Source organism: Curtobacterium sp. MCBD17_040, from assembly GCF_003234805.2.
Taxonomy (GTDB): domain Bacteria; phylum Actinomycetota; class Actinomycetes; order Actinomycetales; family Microbacteriaceae; genus Curtobacterium.
The window spans coordinates 363,543-381,951 of sequence record NZ_CP126273.1 but is presented as its reverse complement, the minus strand read 5'-3'; the positions used below and the strand labels follow the sequence as shown (position 1 = coordinate 381,951).

At 71.7% G+C, this 18,409-nt stretch carries 15 protein-coding genes; 3 read left to right on the top strand and 12 right to left on the bottom strand.

Annotated elements, in window-relative coordinates; translation table 11 throughout:
• Positions 1 to 3 precede the first annotated feature (3 nt).
• The 10 genes from DEI94_RS01840 to DEI94_RS01795 all read right to left on the bottom strand — a co-directional run bounded on the left by DEI94_RS01840 (position 4) and on the right by DEI94_RS01795 (position 10,476).
• Positions 4 to 843, bottom strand: coding sequence for an SURF1 family cytochrome oxidase biogenesis protein (locus DEI94_RS01840; RefSeq protein WP_181435241.1), 840 nt, complete (start codon positions 841 to 843; stop codon positions 4 to 6).
• Between the two features lie 12 nt (positions 844 to 855).
• Positions 856 to 2,271 carry a cation:proton antiporter gene (locus tag DEI94_RS01835; RefSeq protein ID WP_111026980.1) on the bottom strand — a complete coding sequence of 472 codons (1,416 nt, stop codon included), beginning with the start codon at positions 2,269 to 2,271 and terminating at the stop codon, positions 856 to 858.
• Positions 2,272 to 2,275: 4 nt separating this feature from the next.
• A complete protein-coding gene (locus DEI94_RS01830) occupies positions 2,276 to 2,806 on the bottom strand; it encodes a cation:proton antiporter regulatory subunit (RefSeq protein ID WP_111026981.1) in 531 nt (176 codons plus the stop codon).
• Between the two features lie 131 nt (positions 2,807 to 2,937).
• Entirely contained in the window at positions 2,938 to 4,761 is a 1,824-nt protein-coding gene (locus DEI94_RS01825; protein ID WP_111026982.1) for a glycerol-3-phosphate dehydrogenase/oxidase, read from the bottom strand.
• Positions 4,762 to 4,843: 82 nt separating this feature from the next.
• Complete coding sequence (locus tag DEI94_RS01820) at positions 4,844 to 5,962, bottom strand: GuaB3 family IMP dehydrogenase-related protein (protein WP_111009773.1); 1,119 nt, start codon at positions 5,960 to 5,962, stop codon at positions 4,844 to 4,846.
• A 116-nt stretch (positions 5,963 to 6,078) separates the two neighbouring features.
• A complete protein-coding gene (locus tag DEI94_RS01815; protein WP_111012172.1) occupies positions 6,079 to 6,273 on the bottom strand; it encodes a hypothetical protein in 195 nt (64 codons plus the stop codon).
• A 146-nt stretch (positions 6,274 to 6,419) separates the two neighbouring features.
• Positions 6,420 to 7,172: an ABC transporter ATP-binding protein gene (locus tag DEI94_RS01810; RefSeq protein ID WP_111012171.1), complete on the bottom strand. Its 753-nt coding sequence runs from the start codon at positions 7,170 to 7,172 to the stop codon at positions 6,420 to 6,422.
• On the bottom strand, positions 7,169 to 8,176 hold the full coding sequence (locus tag DEI94_RS01805) for an ABC transporter ATP-binding protein (protein WP_111009775.1): 1,008 nt from the start codon (positions 8,174 to 8,176) through the stop codon (positions 7,169 to 7,171). Before DEI94_RS01805 ends, DEI94_RS01810 begins: the two co-directional genes overlap by 4 nt.
• Positions 8,169 to 9,155: a branched-chain amino acid ABC transporter permease gene (locus DEI94_RS01800; protein ID WP_111009776.1), complete on the bottom strand. Its 987-nt coding sequence runs from the start codon at positions 9,153 to 9,155 to the stop codon at positions 8,169 to 8,171. Before DEI94_RS01800 ends, DEI94_RS01805 begins: the two co-directional genes overlap by 8 nt.
• Before the next feature lie 10 nt (positions 9,156 to 9,165).
• Positions 9,166 to 10,476, bottom strand: coding sequence for a branched-chain amino acid ABC transporter permease (locus tag DEI94_RS01795; protein WP_181441830.1), 1,311 nt, complete (start codon positions 10,474 to 10,476; stop codon positions 9,166 to 9,168).
• A gap of 432 nt (positions 10,477 to 10,908) precedes the next feature.
• Here DEI94_RS01795 and guaB point away from each other — a divergent pair, with 432 nt between their 5' ends.
• A complete protein-coding gene (guaB, locus tag DEI94_RS01790; protein WP_111009777.1) occupies positions 10,909 to 12,411 on the top strand; it encodes an IMP dehydrogenase in 1,503 nt (500 codons plus the stop codon).
• A gap of 138 nt (positions 12,412 to 12,549) precedes the next feature.
• Here the strand turns inward: guaB and DEI94_RS01785 are convergent, their stop codons facing one another.
• Positions 12,550 to 15,228 carry a LuxR C-terminal-related transcriptional regulator gene (locus DEI94_RS01785; protein ID WP_181441827.1) on the bottom strand — a complete coding sequence of 893 codons (2,679 nt, stop codon included), beginning with the start codon at positions 15,226 to 15,228 and terminating at the stop codon, positions 12,550 to 12,552.
• A gap of 297 nt (positions 15,229 to 15,525) precedes the next feature.
• On the opposite strand from DEI94_RS01785, the gene DEI94_RS01780 reads away from it, so the two are divergent.
• Both DEI94_RS01780 and purB read left to right on the top strand, forming a co-directional pair.
• Entirely contained in the window at positions 15,526 to 16,050 is a 525-nt protein-coding gene (locus DEI94_RS01780) for a low molecular weight protein-tyrosine-phosphatase (RefSeq protein WP_111009897.1), read from the top strand.
• A complete protein-coding gene (gene purB, locus DEI94_RS01775) occupies positions 16,047 to 17,432 on the top strand; it encodes an adenylosuccinate lyase (RefSeq protein ID WP_111026984.1) in 1,386 nt (461 codons plus the stop codon). The genes DEI94_RS01780 and purB overlap by 4 nt, the downstream gene beginning before the upstream one ends.
• Here purB and DEI94_RS01770 read toward each other — a convergent pair.
• Positions 17,387 to 18,397, bottom strand: coding sequence for an epimerase (locus tag DEI94_RS01770; RefSeq protein ID WP_111027003.1), 1,011 nt, complete (start codon positions 18,395 to 18,397; stop codon positions 17,387 to 17,389). The genes purB and DEI94_RS01770 overlap by 46 nt on opposite strands.
• Positions 18,398 to 18,409 lie beyond the last annotated feature (12 nt).

Sequence of the window (18,409 nt, the reverse complement as noted above, 5' to 3'; positions counted from 1 at the left end):
ATCCTACCGGTGGCCCGCGTGGGCCCCGGCGAGCAGCTGGGAGTCCTGAGCACCCGCAGAGCCGACCGGGAGGTCCGGGTCGGGATCGCGGTCGTCGTCCGGCCCGTCGTCGTCACCGGCCGCCTCGTCCTGCTCACGCTCCCAGGCGTCCTTGACGAACCGGTACCAGAGGAACACCGCGAAGCCCGCGAAGACGACCCACTCGACCGCGTAGAACAGGTTGAGCCAGTTGAACTGGACGTTCCGGGTGGGCGCCCGGTCGGCGATCGTGCCGAGGTGCGCCTGGGCCGCCGTCGGATGGGTGGCGACCACGTACCCGCCGTAGATCTCGCCGTCGAAGTCGTGCCACTCGTTGACGAGCGACGCCGCGGCCACCGCGCTGTGCTCGCCCTTCTGGAACGCGTCCTGGTCGGGTGACTCCGACGGGTAGTAGCGGCCCTCGACCGTGACGGTACGACCCGTGGCGGCCCGGGCACCACCCGCGAGGGCCGCCCGCCGCGCGTCCGCGTACCCGATGACGACCGGGAGGCTGGCGCCCGAGCTGCTGTCGACGAAGTGCCCGACCGTCTGGAAGCGGCCACCGCCGCTGCGCCCGGTGAGCACCACCGTGTCGCCCGCGACGAAGTGCCCTCGCACGGAGACCCGCTGACCGGCGAGGTCCTCCGGCATGGAGCGCTGCGGCTTCGTGACGCGGTCGAGCACCTGCTGGTTCTCGGTCGAGGCGGGACCGACCTTCGCCGTCGCGATCGCCCGTTCGAGCTGCCACCGCCCGAGGAACGCGAACAGCGCCGCGAGGGCGAGCGCCAGGACCAGGAGACCGATCCACCGCGGTCGACGCGCCACAGCCCACATGTGTCAGTACTCCGGATCCCGCTGTCGTTCGGCGCGGACGTCGGACTGCTGCCCGGCCTGCTCCGCGTGGAGGTCGATCGGCGACGCCGGTACGGGTTCGCGGTCCTCCTCGAGCACCGGCGCCTCCTCCGGTGCACCATTCTCGCGCGTCTCGCTGCCCGCTGCCTCCACGAGGGCGATCTCCTCGGCGAACATGCGATCACGCTCAGCTCGCCGCGCTTGCTCCGCCGCCGTCCGAGCACGCGCACGCCGCCGCTCCGGGCGGAGCACGAGGAGGCCGATCCGGTCGGCGTTCACGGCCAGGAGCGGACCGAGGATCGCCATCACGAGGACGTACAGCCCCGCGAACGCCGTGATCCGCGCCTCGAGGCCCGCGGCCGCCGACAGCGTCGCGAGGATGAGTGCGAACTCGCCGCGGTTGACGAGGATCACGGCGGTGTTGATGCCCGCCTGGGCGCCGAACCCGTTCATCCGCGCCACGACCTGGCCGGCGATCGCGTTGAGGACGACGGTCATGAGCACGGCGCCGAGCACCGGCCACACGACGACGCCGAACGTCGAGACGTCGAGGCCCAGACCGAAGTTGACGAAGAAGAACGCGCCGAAGACGTCCCGCATCGGGAGCGCGAGCTGTTCGATGCGGTCGCGGTACCGGGTGGCACCGCAGAGCAGGCCGATGACGAACGCGCCGATGGCGTCCGTCACGCCGAGCAGGTCTCCGAGCCCCCCGAACAGCACCGCGAGCCCGAAGAACAGCACCGTGAACAGTTCGTCGTCACGGGTGTTGAAGGCACGCGAGACGAACCTGCCGCCCCAGCGCGCGAGCGAGAACATGACGATGAGGAACCCGAACGACAGCGCCAGCTTGCCGACGACCGCCCAGATGTTCGTGTCGCCGCTGAGCACGACGGACACGATCGCCAGGTAGATGGCGATGAAGACGTCCTCGATGACCGTGACGCCGAGGATCATCGGCGTCTCGTCGTTCGCGAGGCGCCGGAGCTCGATGAGGAGCTTCGTGACGATCGCGCTCGAACTCGTCGCCGTCATCCCCGCGACGACGAGGGCCTCGCGCGTGCCCCAGCCGAGCGAGAAGCCGAACGCGAACCCGACGCCCATGTTGATCGCGACGTAGGTGCCGCCGGACACGAGCAACTTGCCCGCGTTGCCGTAGAACTCCTCTTGGTCGAACTCGAGCCCGAGGTTGAACAGCAGCAGCACGAGCCCGAACGTCGCGATGAGTTCGATCGTGTGCGACTCGATGCTCAGCCCGATCCACGTGGAGTGCGGACTCGCGATGAGTCCGACCACCATGTAGATCGGGATGGCCGGCAGGCCGATGAGCTTGCCGAGACGTCCGAGGACGTAGGCGATGAGGAACAGGCCGCCGATGGTCAGCAGCTCACCACCCAGGTGCATCGCCCTATCCTCCGGGCGGGGCCTCGACGGACGCCGCCGCCAGTACACCGCTGCGGTAGTAGGCGAAGGCGCGCGCGACCTTCTCCGGGGAACCCGCGACGACGATGGTGTCGCCCGGGAACACGACGAAGTCGCCGGAGGGCGCCGGGTTCGCCGAGTCGCCACGGACGACCGCGACGACGGTGAGGCCGATGATGCCCGCCGCCGCCAGGTCCCCGAGCGGCTTGCCGGCGATGGCGTCCTCGTAGTCGACGCTGAACCAGTCGATCGACAGCCCGGGGATCTCGTCGAGCTTCGACAGGCCCTCCGTGATCCGGGTGCCGCCGAGCAGTTCGGCGAGCGTGTGGGCCTCGTCCTCACTGAGGCGGAGCGAGACCTTCTGCGCACGGTCGGCGCCGTCCGACACGTCGGCGAAGGAGATGAGGTCGGAGTGCCCCGACCGGTGCGTGATGACCCCGCACTTGCCACCGTCGTCGGTGTAGAAGCTGTGCAGTACGCCGACGCCGGGGAGCTTGACGCGATGAACGTCGACCATGGATGACTCCCTTTGTTGTCGCCCATGTTAACCGCGCACGCGCTCGCGCGATTCCCGCCGCCGCGGACCGGGAGGAGCGCGGCGCGCCCGCACCGTCCCTCCCGTCCGCCGTCCGGTCGGGTCCGCCGCCGTCAGCGCGGCTCGGTCGTCTTCTCGCCGATCACCTGCTCGTCCTCGGCGCGGCCGCCGTCCTGGCGACCCGGGCCGCCGACCTTGACGTCGTCCTCCTCGAAGCCGAACGCGATGTCGGGCGCCTCGAGCCGCACGCGGTCGGCGGAGGCGTCGTCCGGCTCGAGCTGGCTCGCCCGCTCCGCCGCGACGCGTTTGAGGTAGTTGCCCACTTCCTCCTCGGTGCGCTCGCGGTCCCAGCCCAGCACGCCCGCCATGAGCCGCGCGGCCACGGGTGCGGCCGACTCGCCGCGGTCCCACGCCTCGATCGAGATGCGCGTCCGCCGGGCGAGGACGTCCTCGAGGTGCAGGGCGCTCTCGTGGCTCGCCGCGTACACGACCTCGGCGCCGATGTAGTCGTCGGCCCCCGGCAGCGGCTCGGCGAGCGTCGGGTCCTCGCTGATGAGCCGGAGGACCTCGTCGGCGAGGGTGCCGTACCGGTTGAGCAGGTGCTCGAGCCGGACCTTGTGCAGCCCGTAGGCCCGGGCCGTCCTGCCGCGCCGGTTCCACGCGGCCGGGTAGCCCTCGGCACCGAGCAGCGGGATCTCGTCCGTGATCGACTCCGGGATCCGGCCGTCGAGCGCGGCGACGGCCTCGTCGATCGCGTCCTTCGCCATCACGCGGTAGGTCGTCCACTTGCCGCCCGCGACGACGACGAGCCCGGGCACGGTGTGCGCGACGATGTGCTCGCGGGACAGCTTCGACGTCTGGTCGGACTCGCCCGCGAGCAACGGGCGGAGTCCGGCGTAGACGCCCTCGACGTCCTCGCGCGTCAGCGGCACCGCGAGGACCTGGTTGACGTGCTCGAGGATGTAGTCGATGTCCGCAGCGGTCGCGGCGGGGTGCGCCTTGTCGAGGTCCCAGTCGGTGTCCGTCGTGCCCACGAGCCAGTGCCGGCCCCACGGGATCACGAACAGCACGCTCTTCTCGGTGCGCAGGATCATGCCCATGGTCGACTGGAACCGGTCACGCGGGATCACGAGGTGCACGCCCTTCGACGCGCGGACCTTGAACTGGCCCCGCTCCCCCACCATGGCCTGGGTGTCGTCCGTCCACACGCCCGTCGCGTTGACCACCTGCTTCGCGCGGATGTCGAACCGCTCACCGGTCTGGATGTCGTGCGCCTTCGCCCCCACGACGCGCTCGCCGACCTTGACGAAGCCCTCGATCCGCACCCGACTGGCGGCGTGGGCGCCGTACGCCGCTGCGGTGCGGGCGAGGGACGCGACGTACCGCGCGTCGTCGACCTGGGCGTCGTAGTAGGTCATCCCGCCGACGAGGGCGTCCTTCGCGAGGCTCGGGATCGCACGCATCACCTGGCGCTTCGACAGGTGCCGGTGGTGCGGGACGCCCGGGGGTCGCCCGCCACTCCAGCTGAACGCGTCGTACATCGCCATGCCGATGCCGATGTAGAACCGCTCCCAGACCCGGTGGTTGAGCGGGTAGAGGAACTTCACGGGCTTGACGAGGTGTGGGGCGAGTCGCTGCAGGAGCAGGCCGCGCTCGATGAGGGCCTCGCGGACGAGCGCGAAGTTGAGCTGTTCCAGGTACCGGATCCCGCCGTGCACGAGCTTCGACGAGCGGCTGGAGGTCCCCGATCCCCAGTCCCGGGCCTCGACGATGCCGACACTCAGCCCGCGCGTGACGGCGTCGAGCGCGCTCCCCGTGCCGACGATGCCGCCCCCGATGACGAGCACGTCGAGTTCGCGTGACTTCAGGGCCTGGATGGCCGCCGCACGTTCCTCCGGACCGATCTTGTTCGAGTTCGAGACCGTCGTCCTGGCCATGTCCGCCTCCGTACCGCGTGGTCGGCCACGCCGGCGACGCAGCCCGCGGCGCCGGGCTCCGGACGGCCGCCGAGCGGGCGGGTCAGGCGTGGTACGGCGCCACGACCACTTCTACTCGCTGGAACTCCTTGACGTCGGAGTATCCGGTGGTGGCCATCGACCGGCGGAGTGCGCCGACCAGGTTCGCCCGGCCCTCGCTCGTCGGGGTCGGGCCGGCGAGGACGTCCTCGAGCGGCGCGATCGAGCCGACGTGCATCCGGCGTCCGCGCGGGAGCTCGGGGTGGTGCGCCTCGGCGCCCCAGTGGTAGCCGCCGCCCGGGGCGTCCGTGGCACGCGCGAGCGCCGTGCCGAGCATGACGGCGTCGGCACCGACCGCGATCGCCTTGACGATGTCGCCCGAGGTGTCGAGCCCACCGTCGGCGATGACGTGCACGTAGCGGCCGCCGGACTCGTCGAGGTAGTCGCGCCGGGCACCGGCGACGTCCGCCACCGCGGTGGCCATGGGCGCGTGGATGCCGAGCGCCGCGCGTGTCGTCGATGCCGCACCGCCGCCGAAGCCGACGAGGACCCCCGCGGCGCCCGTCCGCATGAGGTGCAACGCGGCCGTGTACGTCGACGCGCCGCCCACGATCACGGGCACGTCGAGCTCGTAGATGAACTCCTTGAGGTTCAGCGGCTCCTGGTTCTGGGACACGTGCTCCGCCGACACGGTGGTGCCCCGGATCACGAAGAGGTCGACACCGGCGTCGACGACGGTCTGGTACAGCTCCTGCGTGCGCTGCGGGCTCAGCGCTCCGGCGACCGGCACGCCCGCGGCGCGGATCTCGGCGAGGCGGGCGGTCACGAGCTCGGGCTTGATCGGCTCGGCGTAGATCTGCTGCATGCGGGCCGTGACGTCGCCGTCGGCGAGCTCGCGGATCTCGGCGAGGTACGGCTCCGGGTCCTCGTACCGGGTCCAGAGGCCCTCGAGGTCGAGGACACCGAGCATGCCGAGGCGGCCCATGTGCACCGCGGTCGCGGGCGAGACCACCGAGTCCATGGGCGCTGCGATGATCGGCGCGTCGAAGGTGAAGGCGTCGATCGACCACTGCACGGACACGTCGCGCGGGTCGCGCGTGCGCCGCGAGGGCACCACCGCGATGTCGTCGAAGGCGTACGCCCGTCGTCCGCGCTTGCCGGCACCGATCTCGACTTCAGTCACCGGGTCAGACTAGCGGGCCGGGCCGACCCGGGAACGGGCCGGCCGGACGGTGCGCACCGGTCCGCGAGCGACGCGTCGGGCACGGCCGGGAGGCACGGCACCGGCCGCCGCGCGCGTCACCGACGCGAGCGGCGGAGCAGCCGGAGCGTCAGCCCGAGTCCGACGGCGAGGACGAGGAGCACGACGACGAGCACCGCGAACACCTTGAGCACGAGGGCCGCGCCGACGAAGAGCAGGGCGAACACGACCCACACCACGCCGTCGAGGACGGGGCGGTGTTCGGGAGCGGGGCGGCGGCCGGACGTGGGCACGGACCCGACGCTAGCAGCGGGGCGGGCGCGGTCCGGGCCTCCCGGGCGTGGTGCGGGGGGCGGGAGGACCGCACGGCGCTCGCGCGACCTCGTCCGGCCCTCCCGGCGGATGCCGCCCCCACGGCGGCACCCGCGGTCGGCGCGGCCTACCCGGCGGCGTCGACGTCCTTCGCGAGGGTACCGAGGTACAGCTCGATCACCTTCGGGTCGTCCGCGAGCGCACGGCCGGTGCCCGAGTAGGCGTTGCGTCCCTGGTCGAGGACGTACGCCCGGTCGCAGATCTGCAGGCAGCGGCGGGCGTTCTGCTCGACCATGACGATCGAGACGCCCGCCTTGTTGATCCGTCGGGTGCGGATGAACGTCTCGTCCTGCCGCACCGGCGACAGCCCGGCGCTCGGTTCGTCGAGCAGGAGCACCTTCGGGTCCATCATGAGGGCGCGGGCCATGGCCACCGACTGTCGCTCGCCGCCGGACAGCGATCCGGCCCGTTGACCCCGTCGCTGGCCGAGGACGGGGAACAGGTCGTAGACGACCTCGAGCCGTTCGGCGAACTTCCGTGGCCGCAGGTACATCCCCATCTGCAGGTTCTCCTGGATCGACAGTGACGGGAACACGTTGTTCGTCTGCGGGACGAACCCGATCCCGGCCCGCACGAGCTTGTCGGCCCGGTGGTTCGTGATGTCCTCGCCCTCGAGGGTCACGCTGCCGCTCCGGACCGTCACGAGCCCGAACAGCGCCTTGAGGAGCGTCGACTTGCCGGCGCCGTTCGGGCCGATGATGCCGATGAGCTCCCCCGGCGCGCACACGAGGTCGCAGCCGTTCAGGATGTCGACGCCCGGCAGGTAGCCGGCCACGACGTTCTCGGCCCGCAGCACGGGCTCCCCGATGGTGGCGGTCATCGCGTGGTTCCTCCGATGTGGTCGCTCGCCGTCGGCGGCGCCGGGTGGTCCTGGTCGTGGGCGGCGTCCTCGGCCGCGACCTCCTGCTCGAGCTCGTCGAGCGTCTCGTCGCTGAGGAGCGCGTCGTCACCGAGGTCCGTGTCGTGGTGCGCGCCGAGGTAGGCGTCGATCACGGCCTGGTCCTCCATCACGCTGGCCGCGGGCCCCTCGGCGACCACGCGCCCCTCGGCCATCACGACGACCCAGTCCGAGATGTGCCGGACCATGTGCATGTCGTGCTCGACGAACAGGACGGTCATGCCGTCGTCGCGGAGGCCCTGGATGTGCCCGAGCAGACTCTGGGTGAGCGCGGGGTTCACACCCGCCATCGGCTCGTCGAGCATGATCATCGTCGGATCGGACATGAGCGCCCGCGCCATCTCGAGCAGCTTCCGCTGCCCACCGGACAACGACCCGGCGTAGTCGTCCTGCTTGTCGAGGAGCGAGAAGCGGGCGAGCAGCTCGCGCGCCTTCTCGGTGATCTCGGCCTCCCGCTTGGCCCACAGCGGCTTGACGAGGGCTGTGAAGAACCGCTCACCGGGCTGGTCCGTGGCGCCGAGCAGCATGTTCTGCAGCACCGTGAGCCGGGACAGCGCCTTCGTGAGCTGGAACGTCCGCACCATGCCGGCGCGGGCCACCGCGGCTGCGCCGACCGAGCCGAGCGGACGTCCGTCGAACTCCCACGCCGCGTCCTCCGGGCGCCGCCGGGCGAGGGCGCGCGGCGCGGAGCTCGGCTTGTCGAAGCCCGTGAGCAGGTTGAAGAAGGTGGTCTTGCCAGCGCCGTTCGGTCCGATGAGGGCCGTGATCGCGCCGCGCTGCACCTCGAGGTGGTCGACGTCCACCGCCGTCATCCCACCGAACCGCCGCGTGATGCGATCGACGCGGAGCACGGGGTCGGGCTTGGCGGAACCGGGCGCGTGCGGGACGTCCCGGAGGGCGACGGCCGCGGTCGTGGGGTCAGACACTGAACGTCAGCTCCTTCTTGTTCCCGAGGAGTCCCTGCGGGCGGAACACGATGAGCAGCATGAGCGCGACCCCGACGAGGACGTACGAGAACTGCTCGGCCTGCTGCGTGTTCATGATCGAGTTCGGGATGACGTCGCTCGCGAGCGTGCGGATGGCGAGCCGGACGACGAAGAACAGGACCGAGCCGAGCACGGGGCCGAAGACCGTCGCCGCCCCGCCGAGGATGAGTGCGGTCCAGATGAAGAAGGTCATCGAGCGGCCCATCGCGTCCGGCTGGACGGACGACGGCAGGACGTACACGATGCCGGCGAGCGCACCGATCACCCCGCCGAGCACGAGCGCCTGCATCTTGTACGAGTACACGTTCTTGCCGAGGGAGCGGACGGCGTCCTCGTCCTCGCGGATCGCCTTGAGGACGCGCCCCCACGGACTCCGCGTGAGCGCGAACAGCATCAGGGACAACAGGGCGACGAGGCCCCAACCGACGATGCGGATCCACCAGCCGTTGACGCCGTTGTTCGTGAAGTCGAACCAGAGGATCCGCGTGCTGCCCTCGGGCAGGAACGACAGCGCGTTGAACGAGTCGCGGTAGCTCGACCCGGTGAGGCCGTTCGACCCGCCCGTGACCGTCGTCAGGAGGCTGGAACGCCCCACCATCCGGATGATCTCGGCGCCCGAGATCGTGACGATCGCGAGGTAGTCCCCCCGCAACCGGAGCGTCGGGATGCCGAGGACGACCGCGAACACGATCGCCGTGAGCAGTGCGATGACGATCGCCAGTCCCACGGGCACGCCGTGGATGACCGCGATCGCGTACCCGTACGCGCCGAGCAACAGGAACGCGGCCTGTCCCATGTTGACCAGTCCGGTGAGCCCGAAGTGGATGTTGAGGCCGATCGCGGCGATGGCGAACGCCGCCGTGGTGGGCGCGATCGCCTCGGCCGAGAGCGACGTGAGCAGGCTGACGAGGTAGTCCATGGTCCGTTCCCTAACCGATCCGTTCGGCGCGTCCGAAGATGCCCTGCGGCCGGAGCAGCAGCACGAGGATGAGGATGACGAGCGCGGTGGCGTACTTGAAGTCGCCGGGCAGCACGAGGTTCGTGAGTTCCACGACGATGCCGATCACCATCGAGCCGACGAGCGCGCCGTACGCCGTGCCGAGGCCGCCGAGCGTGACCGCCGCGAACATGAGGAGCAGCAGCTGCAGCCCGGTCTGCCAGTTCACCCCGTTGAGGACGAGCCCGAGCATGACGCCCGAGAGGCCGGCGAGGCCCGCGGCGAGGGTCCACACGAAGCGGATCACCCGGTCCACGTCGATGCCGGACGCCGCCGCGAGTGCGGGGTTGTCGGACACCGCGCGGGTGGCCCGGCCGAGGCGGGTCCGGACGAGGAACAGGCCGGTCCCGACCAGCACGAGCACCGCGATGCCCATCGCGACGTACGACTGCACGGTCAGCGTCACGCCGGCGAAGTCGACCGTGCGCGGGTTGCCCTGCTGGATCCGCACCGTCGCCGCCCCGAAGAAGTACTGGAACGCGTACTGGAGCGCGATCGACAGTCCGATCGTCACGATCATGAGCTGCGTCAGGCTGATCCGCCGCCGTCGGAGGGGGCGCCAGATCACGGCGTCCTGCAGGTACCCGGTCGCCGCGCAGAGCACGACCACGATGATCCCCGCGAGCCAGATGTCGAACCCCAGGACGTTCGCGAACAGGTAGGCGAGGAGCCCGCCGAGCGTGACCTGCTCGCCGTGCGAGAAGCTCGAGAGCCCGGTGGTGCCGTAGATGAGCGAGAGGCCGACCGACGCGAGCGCGATGAGCAGCCCGAGGCGGATGCCGGATGCGAGCTGCTGCCAGGTCCGACCCCAGGTGACGCCCGAACCGTCGTCGAGGCTCGCGCTCGTCGCGCCCTTGACGGTGGTCAGCTGGAAGATCGTGCCGGCGTTCGACCCGACCGTGGCCTGCACGGGGCGCGCGTCCTGCTGCGCGTCGGCCAGGTACTGCCCCTGGGGCAGGGTCGTCTGGTCGAGGGAGACCCGGTACCGGCCCGACGTCGTGATGCGGACGGACCAGCGACCGTCGTCCTCCGTCATGGAGGTCTCGGCGAACCCACCGGGTCCCGTGACCCGGACCTCCGCTCCCCGGACCGGCTCGCGGTCCGAGTCGAGGATCGTGCCCTGGATGCAGCCGTTCGCGTCGCTCACCGTGCAGGTCGCCGCCGTGGCCGCGACCGCGCGCGGCGCGGACGCCCACTGGAGGCCCACGACCGCGGCGAGCGACAGCAGTGCGGCGAGGAGCAGGACGACCGGGCGGTGCCGGCCCACCCGGGTGCGGGGACGGGGCGTGTGCGGCGCCGTGCCCGTCGACGTCGTGGAACCCACTGAGCCTCCCTCTCGGACCGTCGGACGTCGACGGTTCCGGCACGACCTCCGTCCGATCGGGCGGTCCGTGCGGTTGCGCCGACAGTACGGAGCGTTTGTGTCACCTGTGTTTCCATCAGGTTCCCTGCGTGCTTCGTCACGGAACCGTGATGATGCACAGGAGCGCGAGTGGTGACCCAGCGTCCGCTCAGCCGAACCCGGGCGGACCGCTCAGGTCCTGCCTCCCACCCGGTCGGACGGCGCCCGGCTGCGGGAATGGCGGGCCCACGCGCCCGCGTTACCATGTCCCATCCGGTACCCGACGTCGTGGCCGGAGCACCTGCAGCCAGCCCGGAACGACGAGAGGGACCCATGGACCAGCCGGATCCGTTCGGATTCATCGGACTCACCTACGACGACGTCATGCTGCTCCCCGGGCACACCGACGTCATCCCGAGCGAGGCGTCGACCCGCTCGCGCCTCACCAAGCGCATCGAGGTGGCGGTGCCGCTCCTGTCGGCGGCCATGGACACCGTGACCGAGGAGCGCATGGCGATCGCGATGGCCCGCCAGGGCGGGATCGGCATCCTGCACCGCAACCTGTCGATCGCCGACCAGGCGGCTGCCGTCGACAAGGTCAAGCGGAGCGAGTCGGGCATGATCACGAACCCCGTGACCACGCGGCCCGACGCCACCGTCGCCGAGGTCGACGCACTCTGCGGGCAGTTCCGCGTCTCGGGGCTCCCGGTCGTGGAGTCCGACGGCACGCTCGTCGGCATCATCACCAACCGCGACATGCGCTTCGTCGCGCCGTTCGAGCAGAGCACGACACTCGTCCGCGACGTCATGACCAAGGCGCCCCTCATCACCGCGCCCGAGGGCATCGACCCCGAGGCGGCGGTCGCGATCTTCGCCCAGCACAAGATCGAGAAGCTCCCGCTCGTCGACGCGTCCGGCCGGCTCCGCGGGCTCATCACGGTCAAGGACTTCGACAAGAGCGAGAAGTACCCGGACGCCACGAAGGACGCCGAGGGCCGCCTGCGCGTCGGTGCCGCGATCGGCTTCTTCGGCGATGCCTGGCAACGGGCGACGGCCCTGCTCGAGGCGGGCGTCGACGTGCTCGTCGTCGACACCGCGAACGGCGAGAGCGAGGGCGTCCTCGACATGGTGCGCCGGCTCAAGGCGGACCCGGCGTTCGCGGGCGTCGACGTGATCGGCGGCAACGTCGCGACCCGCGCGGGCGCGCAGGCGCTCATCGACGCCGGTGTCGACGCGGTCAAGGTCGGCGTCGGTCCGGGCTCCATCTGCACGACGCGCGTCGTCGCGGGCGTGGGGGTGCCCCAGGTCACGGCCGTGTACGAGGCCTCACTGGCCGCGCGCGAGGCCGGAGTGCCGGTGATCGCGGACGGCGGCCTGCAGTACTCGGGCGACATCGCCAAGGCGCTCGTCGCGGGTGCCGACACGGTCATGCTCGGTTCGCTGCTCGCCGGCTGCGACGAGTCCCCCGGGGACCTCGTGTTCGTGGGCGGCAAGCAGTTCAAGACGTACCGCGGCATGGGGTCGCTCGGCGCGCTGCAGACCCGCGGCAAGAAGACCTCGTACTCGAAGGACCGCTACTTCCAGGCGGACGTCCCCTCGGACGACAAGCTCATCCCCGAGGGGATCGAGGGCCAGGTGCCCTACCGCGGCGCCCTCGGCAACGTGGTCTACCAGCTCGTGGGCGGCCTCCGGCAGTCCATGTTCTACGTCGGCGGTCGCACGGTGCCCGAGCTCAAGGCCCGCGGCAAGTTCGTCCGGATCACCGCCGCGGGGCTCAAGGAGTCGCACCCGCACGACGTCCAGATGGTCGTCGAGGCGCCGAACTACCGCGGCTGACACGGCTTCCCCGTGGACGGGCCCGTCGACTCCGGTCGGCGGGCCCGTCGCCGTTCCGCGGGCCCGTCGCCGTTCCGCGGGCCCGCCGCCGTTCCGCGGCCGACGCGCGGTCACTGGTGCGGGGAGGGTGGCCCGGCCCTAGACGTCGGCCCGTTGCCCCTCCGGCGCTCCCATGAGGTGCCACTCGTACGCGACCCGCACGGCCTCCGCACGGGAGCCGACGCCGAGCTTGCGGTAGATGCTCCGCACCTGCGTCTTCACGGTGTTCGGCGACACCCCCAGGTCGGTGGCGATGTCCTCGATCGAGCCCTGGGCCCGGAGCCGCGTGAGCACGACCCCCTCGCGGCGGGTCAGCCGTGGCACCGTGAGGTCGCTCGAGTACACCGACGGGGCGTCCGCGAGCACCGGCCGGAGGTGCGGGGCCACCTGGTCGAACAACCCCTCGAGTTCGTCGCGTGGGACGAGCCACCACGGGGTGGACAGGCCCCGCGCGCTGCTCACCGTCGCCGCCTCGTCGAGCGACGTCCGCGCGGCGTCGAGGTCGCCGAGCCGGCAGGACGCGACCGCGCGGACGACGTGGAGCTCGGTCCGGGTCCGGGGGCTCGGGTTGCTCCGCCACATGAGCCGGTCGGCGAAGAGACGGGCATGTGGCGCGTTGCCCGCGAGGAGCAGCGCGCGCGCCTGGGCGCCGGCGACGCTCTCGCGCCCGTCGAGGAACGGGCGGAGGCCGGCGAGCGCGGCCTTCGCCTGCCGCGCGAGCAGCAGCAGGTCGGACTTGAGGACGTGCATGAGGCCCTGGTGGTGGTTGCTCAGGGCGTCACGGCCGTAGTGGCCCTCGGCGTCGCGGATCACCCCGAACCCTCCGAGGCCGTCGCCCTGGAGCAACAGTCGGAAGGCGCGGAGGTGCACGACGAGCGGCCAGTCCTCGAGGTCGTACGGCAGGGTGTCGAGCACCCGCATGTGCCGGTCGACCGTCGGGAGGTCCCAGGTCTCGAGTGCGGCGAGGGCGGCGGCGACGTGGACGGGGACCGCCCACACGCTGTGCCGCCACGGGAACCAGCTGCCGTCGCGCATCGCGAGGGTCACGAGTTCCCGACCACGCCGGACGTCCCCGCGCAGGACGTGCAGGTAGGCGGAGTAGCCCATCGCCTGGATGCGCAGGTGCGGGTCCTCGTTCGAGCGGGCGAGCGGCGCGAAGTGCTGCAAGGCCTCCTCGTGGCTGCCGTCGTGCAGGTGCGTGATGCCGACCTGCATGTGGCCGTCCGCGCTCAGGCGCACGCCCGCGGCCGGCGTGGTGCGCATCGCCGTGAGCAGGTCCGGCAGGGACCGGGCGACTGCGAGGGCCCGTCCGAAGCTCCCGGCGCGGCGGAGGGACGCGACGCGGAGGACCGAGTCGCGGACGCTCTCCGCTCCGACGTCGGACTTCAACCGCTCGCGCGCGGCGGCGTCGGCCCGGGCGAAGGCCGCGGCCGGCACCGCCGTCCGCCCGCCGTCGTCGGCGAAGTGCATGGCCGCCTGCAGGTGGAGGAGCCAGGGGTCCGTCTCCATGTGGTCACGCGGCACGACGGCGAGGATCGCCACGAGTTCGGCGTGGTGGTCGCGGCACAGCACGGCGTAGTGCTGTCGCGTCAGCGCGGCCAGGTACGGCCAGTCCTGCGCGGCGGCGGCGAGGCCCACGGCCTCCCGGATCTCGCCCTCCCCCTCGAGCAGACGCGCTCCGGCGGCCGCGATGTCGGGCATGGAACGGTCCTCCTGCAGGGCCAGCTGCTCCGTGAGGACGCGCTTGACGACGGGGGTGAGCGTGAAGCGGGAGCGGCCGCGCACGCGGGTCCACGCGCCGAGCCCGGCTCGTTCCGCCACGTCGAGGAGCTGCGCGACCTGCGCCGCGTCGCCCTCGTCGCGGACGAGCATGTCCTTGTTCATGAACGGGAGGACCGCGCCGGTGACGATCGCCGGCCACGACGCCGTCCCCCGCAGCCCCGACGTCAACTCGTCGACGATCTCGACGGCGATGCGGCGGACGACGGGCTCGAGCTCGTCGCGGTGCCACACCCGGTGCGGTTCGAGCGCGAGCTGGTTCGTCAGCCGTTGCACCGCGGTCGGCCAGCCGGACAGCCGCTCGTGCACCATCGCGATGGCGGGGCTGTCGAACGCGACACCGCGGAGCGTCAGGACCGCCGCGGTCTCCTGCTGGGTGAAGAGCAGGCCGGACGTGTCGAGGACCTCGACGTCGAACCGGGCCGCGACGGCACTCCCCTCGAACGCCGTGCTGCGCCGCGACACGACCACGACCGTGCAGCGGGTGCGTTCGAGCAGCCAGGCGACGTCGTCCTCCACCGCCGCCGCGATCCCGGCGTCGCGGAGCCGGTCGAACTCGTCGAGCACGATGACCTCGTCGCCGTCGAGTCGGGCGAGCAACGCCGCCACGACCTCCTCGTCCGGCGCGTCATCGCGGTCGGGGTGCTCGGGCTGCGGTCCGTCCGCTTCCCGTCGGAGCTGGGCGACCACGCTCCGCCACAACCCGCACCGCGTGTCGGTCTCGCGGGCACCGTGCCACGCGACGCGTCGTCCACCCTCGGTGACCTCGCGGTCGACCCAGTCGGCCACCACGGTGGTCTTCCCGGTCCCGGCCGGACCACGGACGCACACGATCTGCGCGCGAGCGGCGTCGTCGAGCGCCTCGAGCCACCGCGGCCGACGCAGCTGGAACCGGCGCGGTCGCGGGTAGCCCGGCCGCGGTGTCCGACCACCTCCGCCTCGCGCCCGAGCGACGTCCGCCGCCTGTTCCGTCCCGACCGAGGTCAGCATCTCTTCCATACGCGTTCGCTCCGATGACCACATCACGTACCCCTGACTGGGTACGAGGAGGCTAGGTGCGTGATCAGGCGGACGCGACGGCGAAACTTCGTACATCGCCGTTATCTCGCCCACGGGTGACATTCCGGAACAACACCGGGTCGTTCCACTTCACCCGGTACCCAGAGGTGAAGGGCAAGACCCTCCCGCCCTGAGGGTATCTCGACACCGCTCGCGGGTCGAGCACGACCGACGACGGACCGTCCGGTGGACGGGGGTGCCCTCGCGTCGTGGCCGACGGTGCGCCATGATGTGCAGATGCCCTCGGCCGCCGACGTCCCGACCTCGTCGCCGTTCCGCATCTCCTTCGTCTGCAGCGGCAACATCTGCCGGTCCCCGATGGCCGAGGTCGTCTTCCGCCGCATCGTCGAGGAGGCCGGGGTCGCCGACCGCTTCGCCGTCTCGTCCGCCGGCACGGGCGACTGGCACGTGGGCGAACCGGCCGACGAGCGGACGATCGCCGCCCTCGCGGCACGCGGATACGATGGGTCCAGGCATCGCGCCCGTCAGTTCGACCCGGACCGGTTCCCGGAGTTCGACCTGGTGGTCGCACTCGACCGCTCCCACGAGCGCATCCTGCGATCGTGGGCCCCCACGATGGACGACGCCGCGAAGGTGACGCTCATGCTGCGGTACGACGAGGCCTGGCCGCAGCACGCCGACGTGCCCGACCCGTACTACGCGGATCGGCACGAGTTCGACCGGGTCCTCGCGACCATCGAACGCGCGTCGCGGGCCCTCTTCCACCAGATCGAACCGGCAGTCCGTCAGGGAGCCCCATGACACCCCTTCCCCCGCAGCCGATCAGCCCGCTCGACGGGCGGTACTTCCCGGTCGTGCACACGGTGGGGGAACACCTCTCCGAGGCGGGTCTCAACCGGGCCCGCGTCCGGATCGAGGTCGAGTGGCTCGTGTTCCTGACGGACCACGCGATGTTCGCGACGTCGCCGCTGTCGATCGACGACCGAGCAGCGCTCCGCGCCGTCGCGGACGACTTCGGGCAGGCGGCGATCGACGAGCTCGCCGGGCTCGAGGCCACCACCCGACACGACGTCAAGGCCGTCGAGTACTTCGTCCGCGCCCGGCTGTCCGAACTCGGGCTCGACGCCATCGCCGAGCTGACGCACTTCGCCTGCACGAGCGAGGACGTCAACAACCTCGCCTACGCGCTCACCATCCGCGACACCGTGCAGGACGTCTGGCTGCCCGCCGCCCGAGCCGTCACCGACGCGCTCCGCACCCGGGCGGTCGAGCTCCGCGCGGTCCCCATGCTCGCCCACACGCACGGACAGCCGGCGACGCCGACGACGCTCGGCAAGGAGCTCGCCGTCGTCGTCCACCGCCTCGAGCGGGTGCTCGCGCAGGTCGAGGACACCGAGTACCTCGGCAAGTTCTCCGGCGCGACCGGCACGTTCTCGGCGCACCTGGCCGCCGATCCCGAGGCCGACTGGCCGGCACTCTCCCGGGCGTTCGTCGAGTCGCTCGGGCTCGTGTGGAACCCGCTCACCACGCAGATCGAGTCGCACGACTGGCAGGCCGAGCTGTACGACCGGGTCCGGCACGCGAACCGCATCCTGCACAACCTGGCGACGGACGTCTGGACCTACATCTCGATGGGGTACTTCACGCAGATCCCGGTCGCCGGTGCCACCGGGTCGTCGACGATGCCGCACAAGATCAACCCGATCCGCTTCGAGAACGCCGAGGCGAACCTCGAGCTCTCGACGGCGGTGTTCTCGACGCTGTCCGAGACACTGGTGACGAGCCGCATGCAGCGCGACCTCACCGACTCGACGACGCAGCGGAACATCGGGGTCGCCTTCGCGCACTCCCTGCTCGCCCTCGACAACCTGCGCCGCGGGCTCGGTGAGATCGCCGTGGCCGAGGGCCGCCTCGCCGCCGACCTCGACGGCAACTGGGAGGTCCTCGCCGAGGCGATCCAGACCGTCATCCGCGCCGAGGTGACCGCGGGCCGCTCCGAGATCGAGGACCCGTACGCGCTGCTCAAGGAGCTCACCCGGGGCCGCCGCGTCGGCCGCGAGGACCTCGTCGCGTTCGTGAACGGACTCGACATCTCCGACGGAGCGAAGGCGCGGCTCGCCGCGTTGACCCCGGCGACCTACACCGGCCTCGCCGACGAGCTCGTCGGGTTCCTCGACTCCTGACGACCGCGCTGCCGGTGCTCCGCCACGGCGCTCGCGAGCGCTCCGCGGAGTTCCGGGTGCACGAAGCGGTAGCCCGCTCCCTCCAGGCGCGCGGGGACGACCCACCGGCTCTTCAGCACGAGCTCCGTCTCCGTCCGGATCGCGATCGACCCGAGTTCGAGCATCCAGCGCGGGAGCGGGAGCCCGAAGCGCCGCCCGACGATCTCGCGGAGGGTCCGCATCATGGTGCGGTCGTCCGTGGGGTGGGGGGCGCAGACGTTGACGACCCCGTCGATCTCCGGATGGTCGCGCACGAACCGGATGGCACCGAGCACGTCGGCGATGTGCACCCAGCTGAAGCGCTGCCTCCCGTGCGTGTGCCGGTCCTCGTGGAACGTCCCGGCGGCGCGACGGCGACGCGTCGCGAACCACGGTCCGTCCAGGTGCGGACCGCCGAGTCCGAGCCGCGCCAACCGGATGAGCGGCACGAGGGCGCTGCCGTCGCCGAGCACGATGGCGATGCGGAGCGCGACCCGACGGGTGCCCGGCAGGTCCCCGTCGAAGAACGCCGCCTCCCATGCCCGGGCGACCGACACGGAGAACCCGGTGCCGATCTCGCCGTCGGACTCGGTCTGCGGGCGGTCCTCCGCGTGCCGGTAGATGGTCGCGGTCGACGCGTTGCACCAGACCCGCGGCGGCCGTCGCGCCGCGCGGATGGCGTCCCGGAGCTCGCGCGTGGTCTCGACCCGCGAGCGGAGGATCTCGGCACGGTTGCGGGCGCCGTACCGGCAGTCCACGCTCTTGCCCGCGAGGTTGACGACCAGGTCGGCGCCGTCGACGAGCTCGGTGATCCGGCGGGTGTCGCCCCACACCGCGTCGCCGGTCCGTCCCACGGTCGTGACGTCGGCGCCCTCGGCGCGGAACGCGTCGAGGAGGTACCGGCCGATGAACCCGGACGCGCCGGCCACCACGACGCGTGGCCGCACCGCGTCGCCACC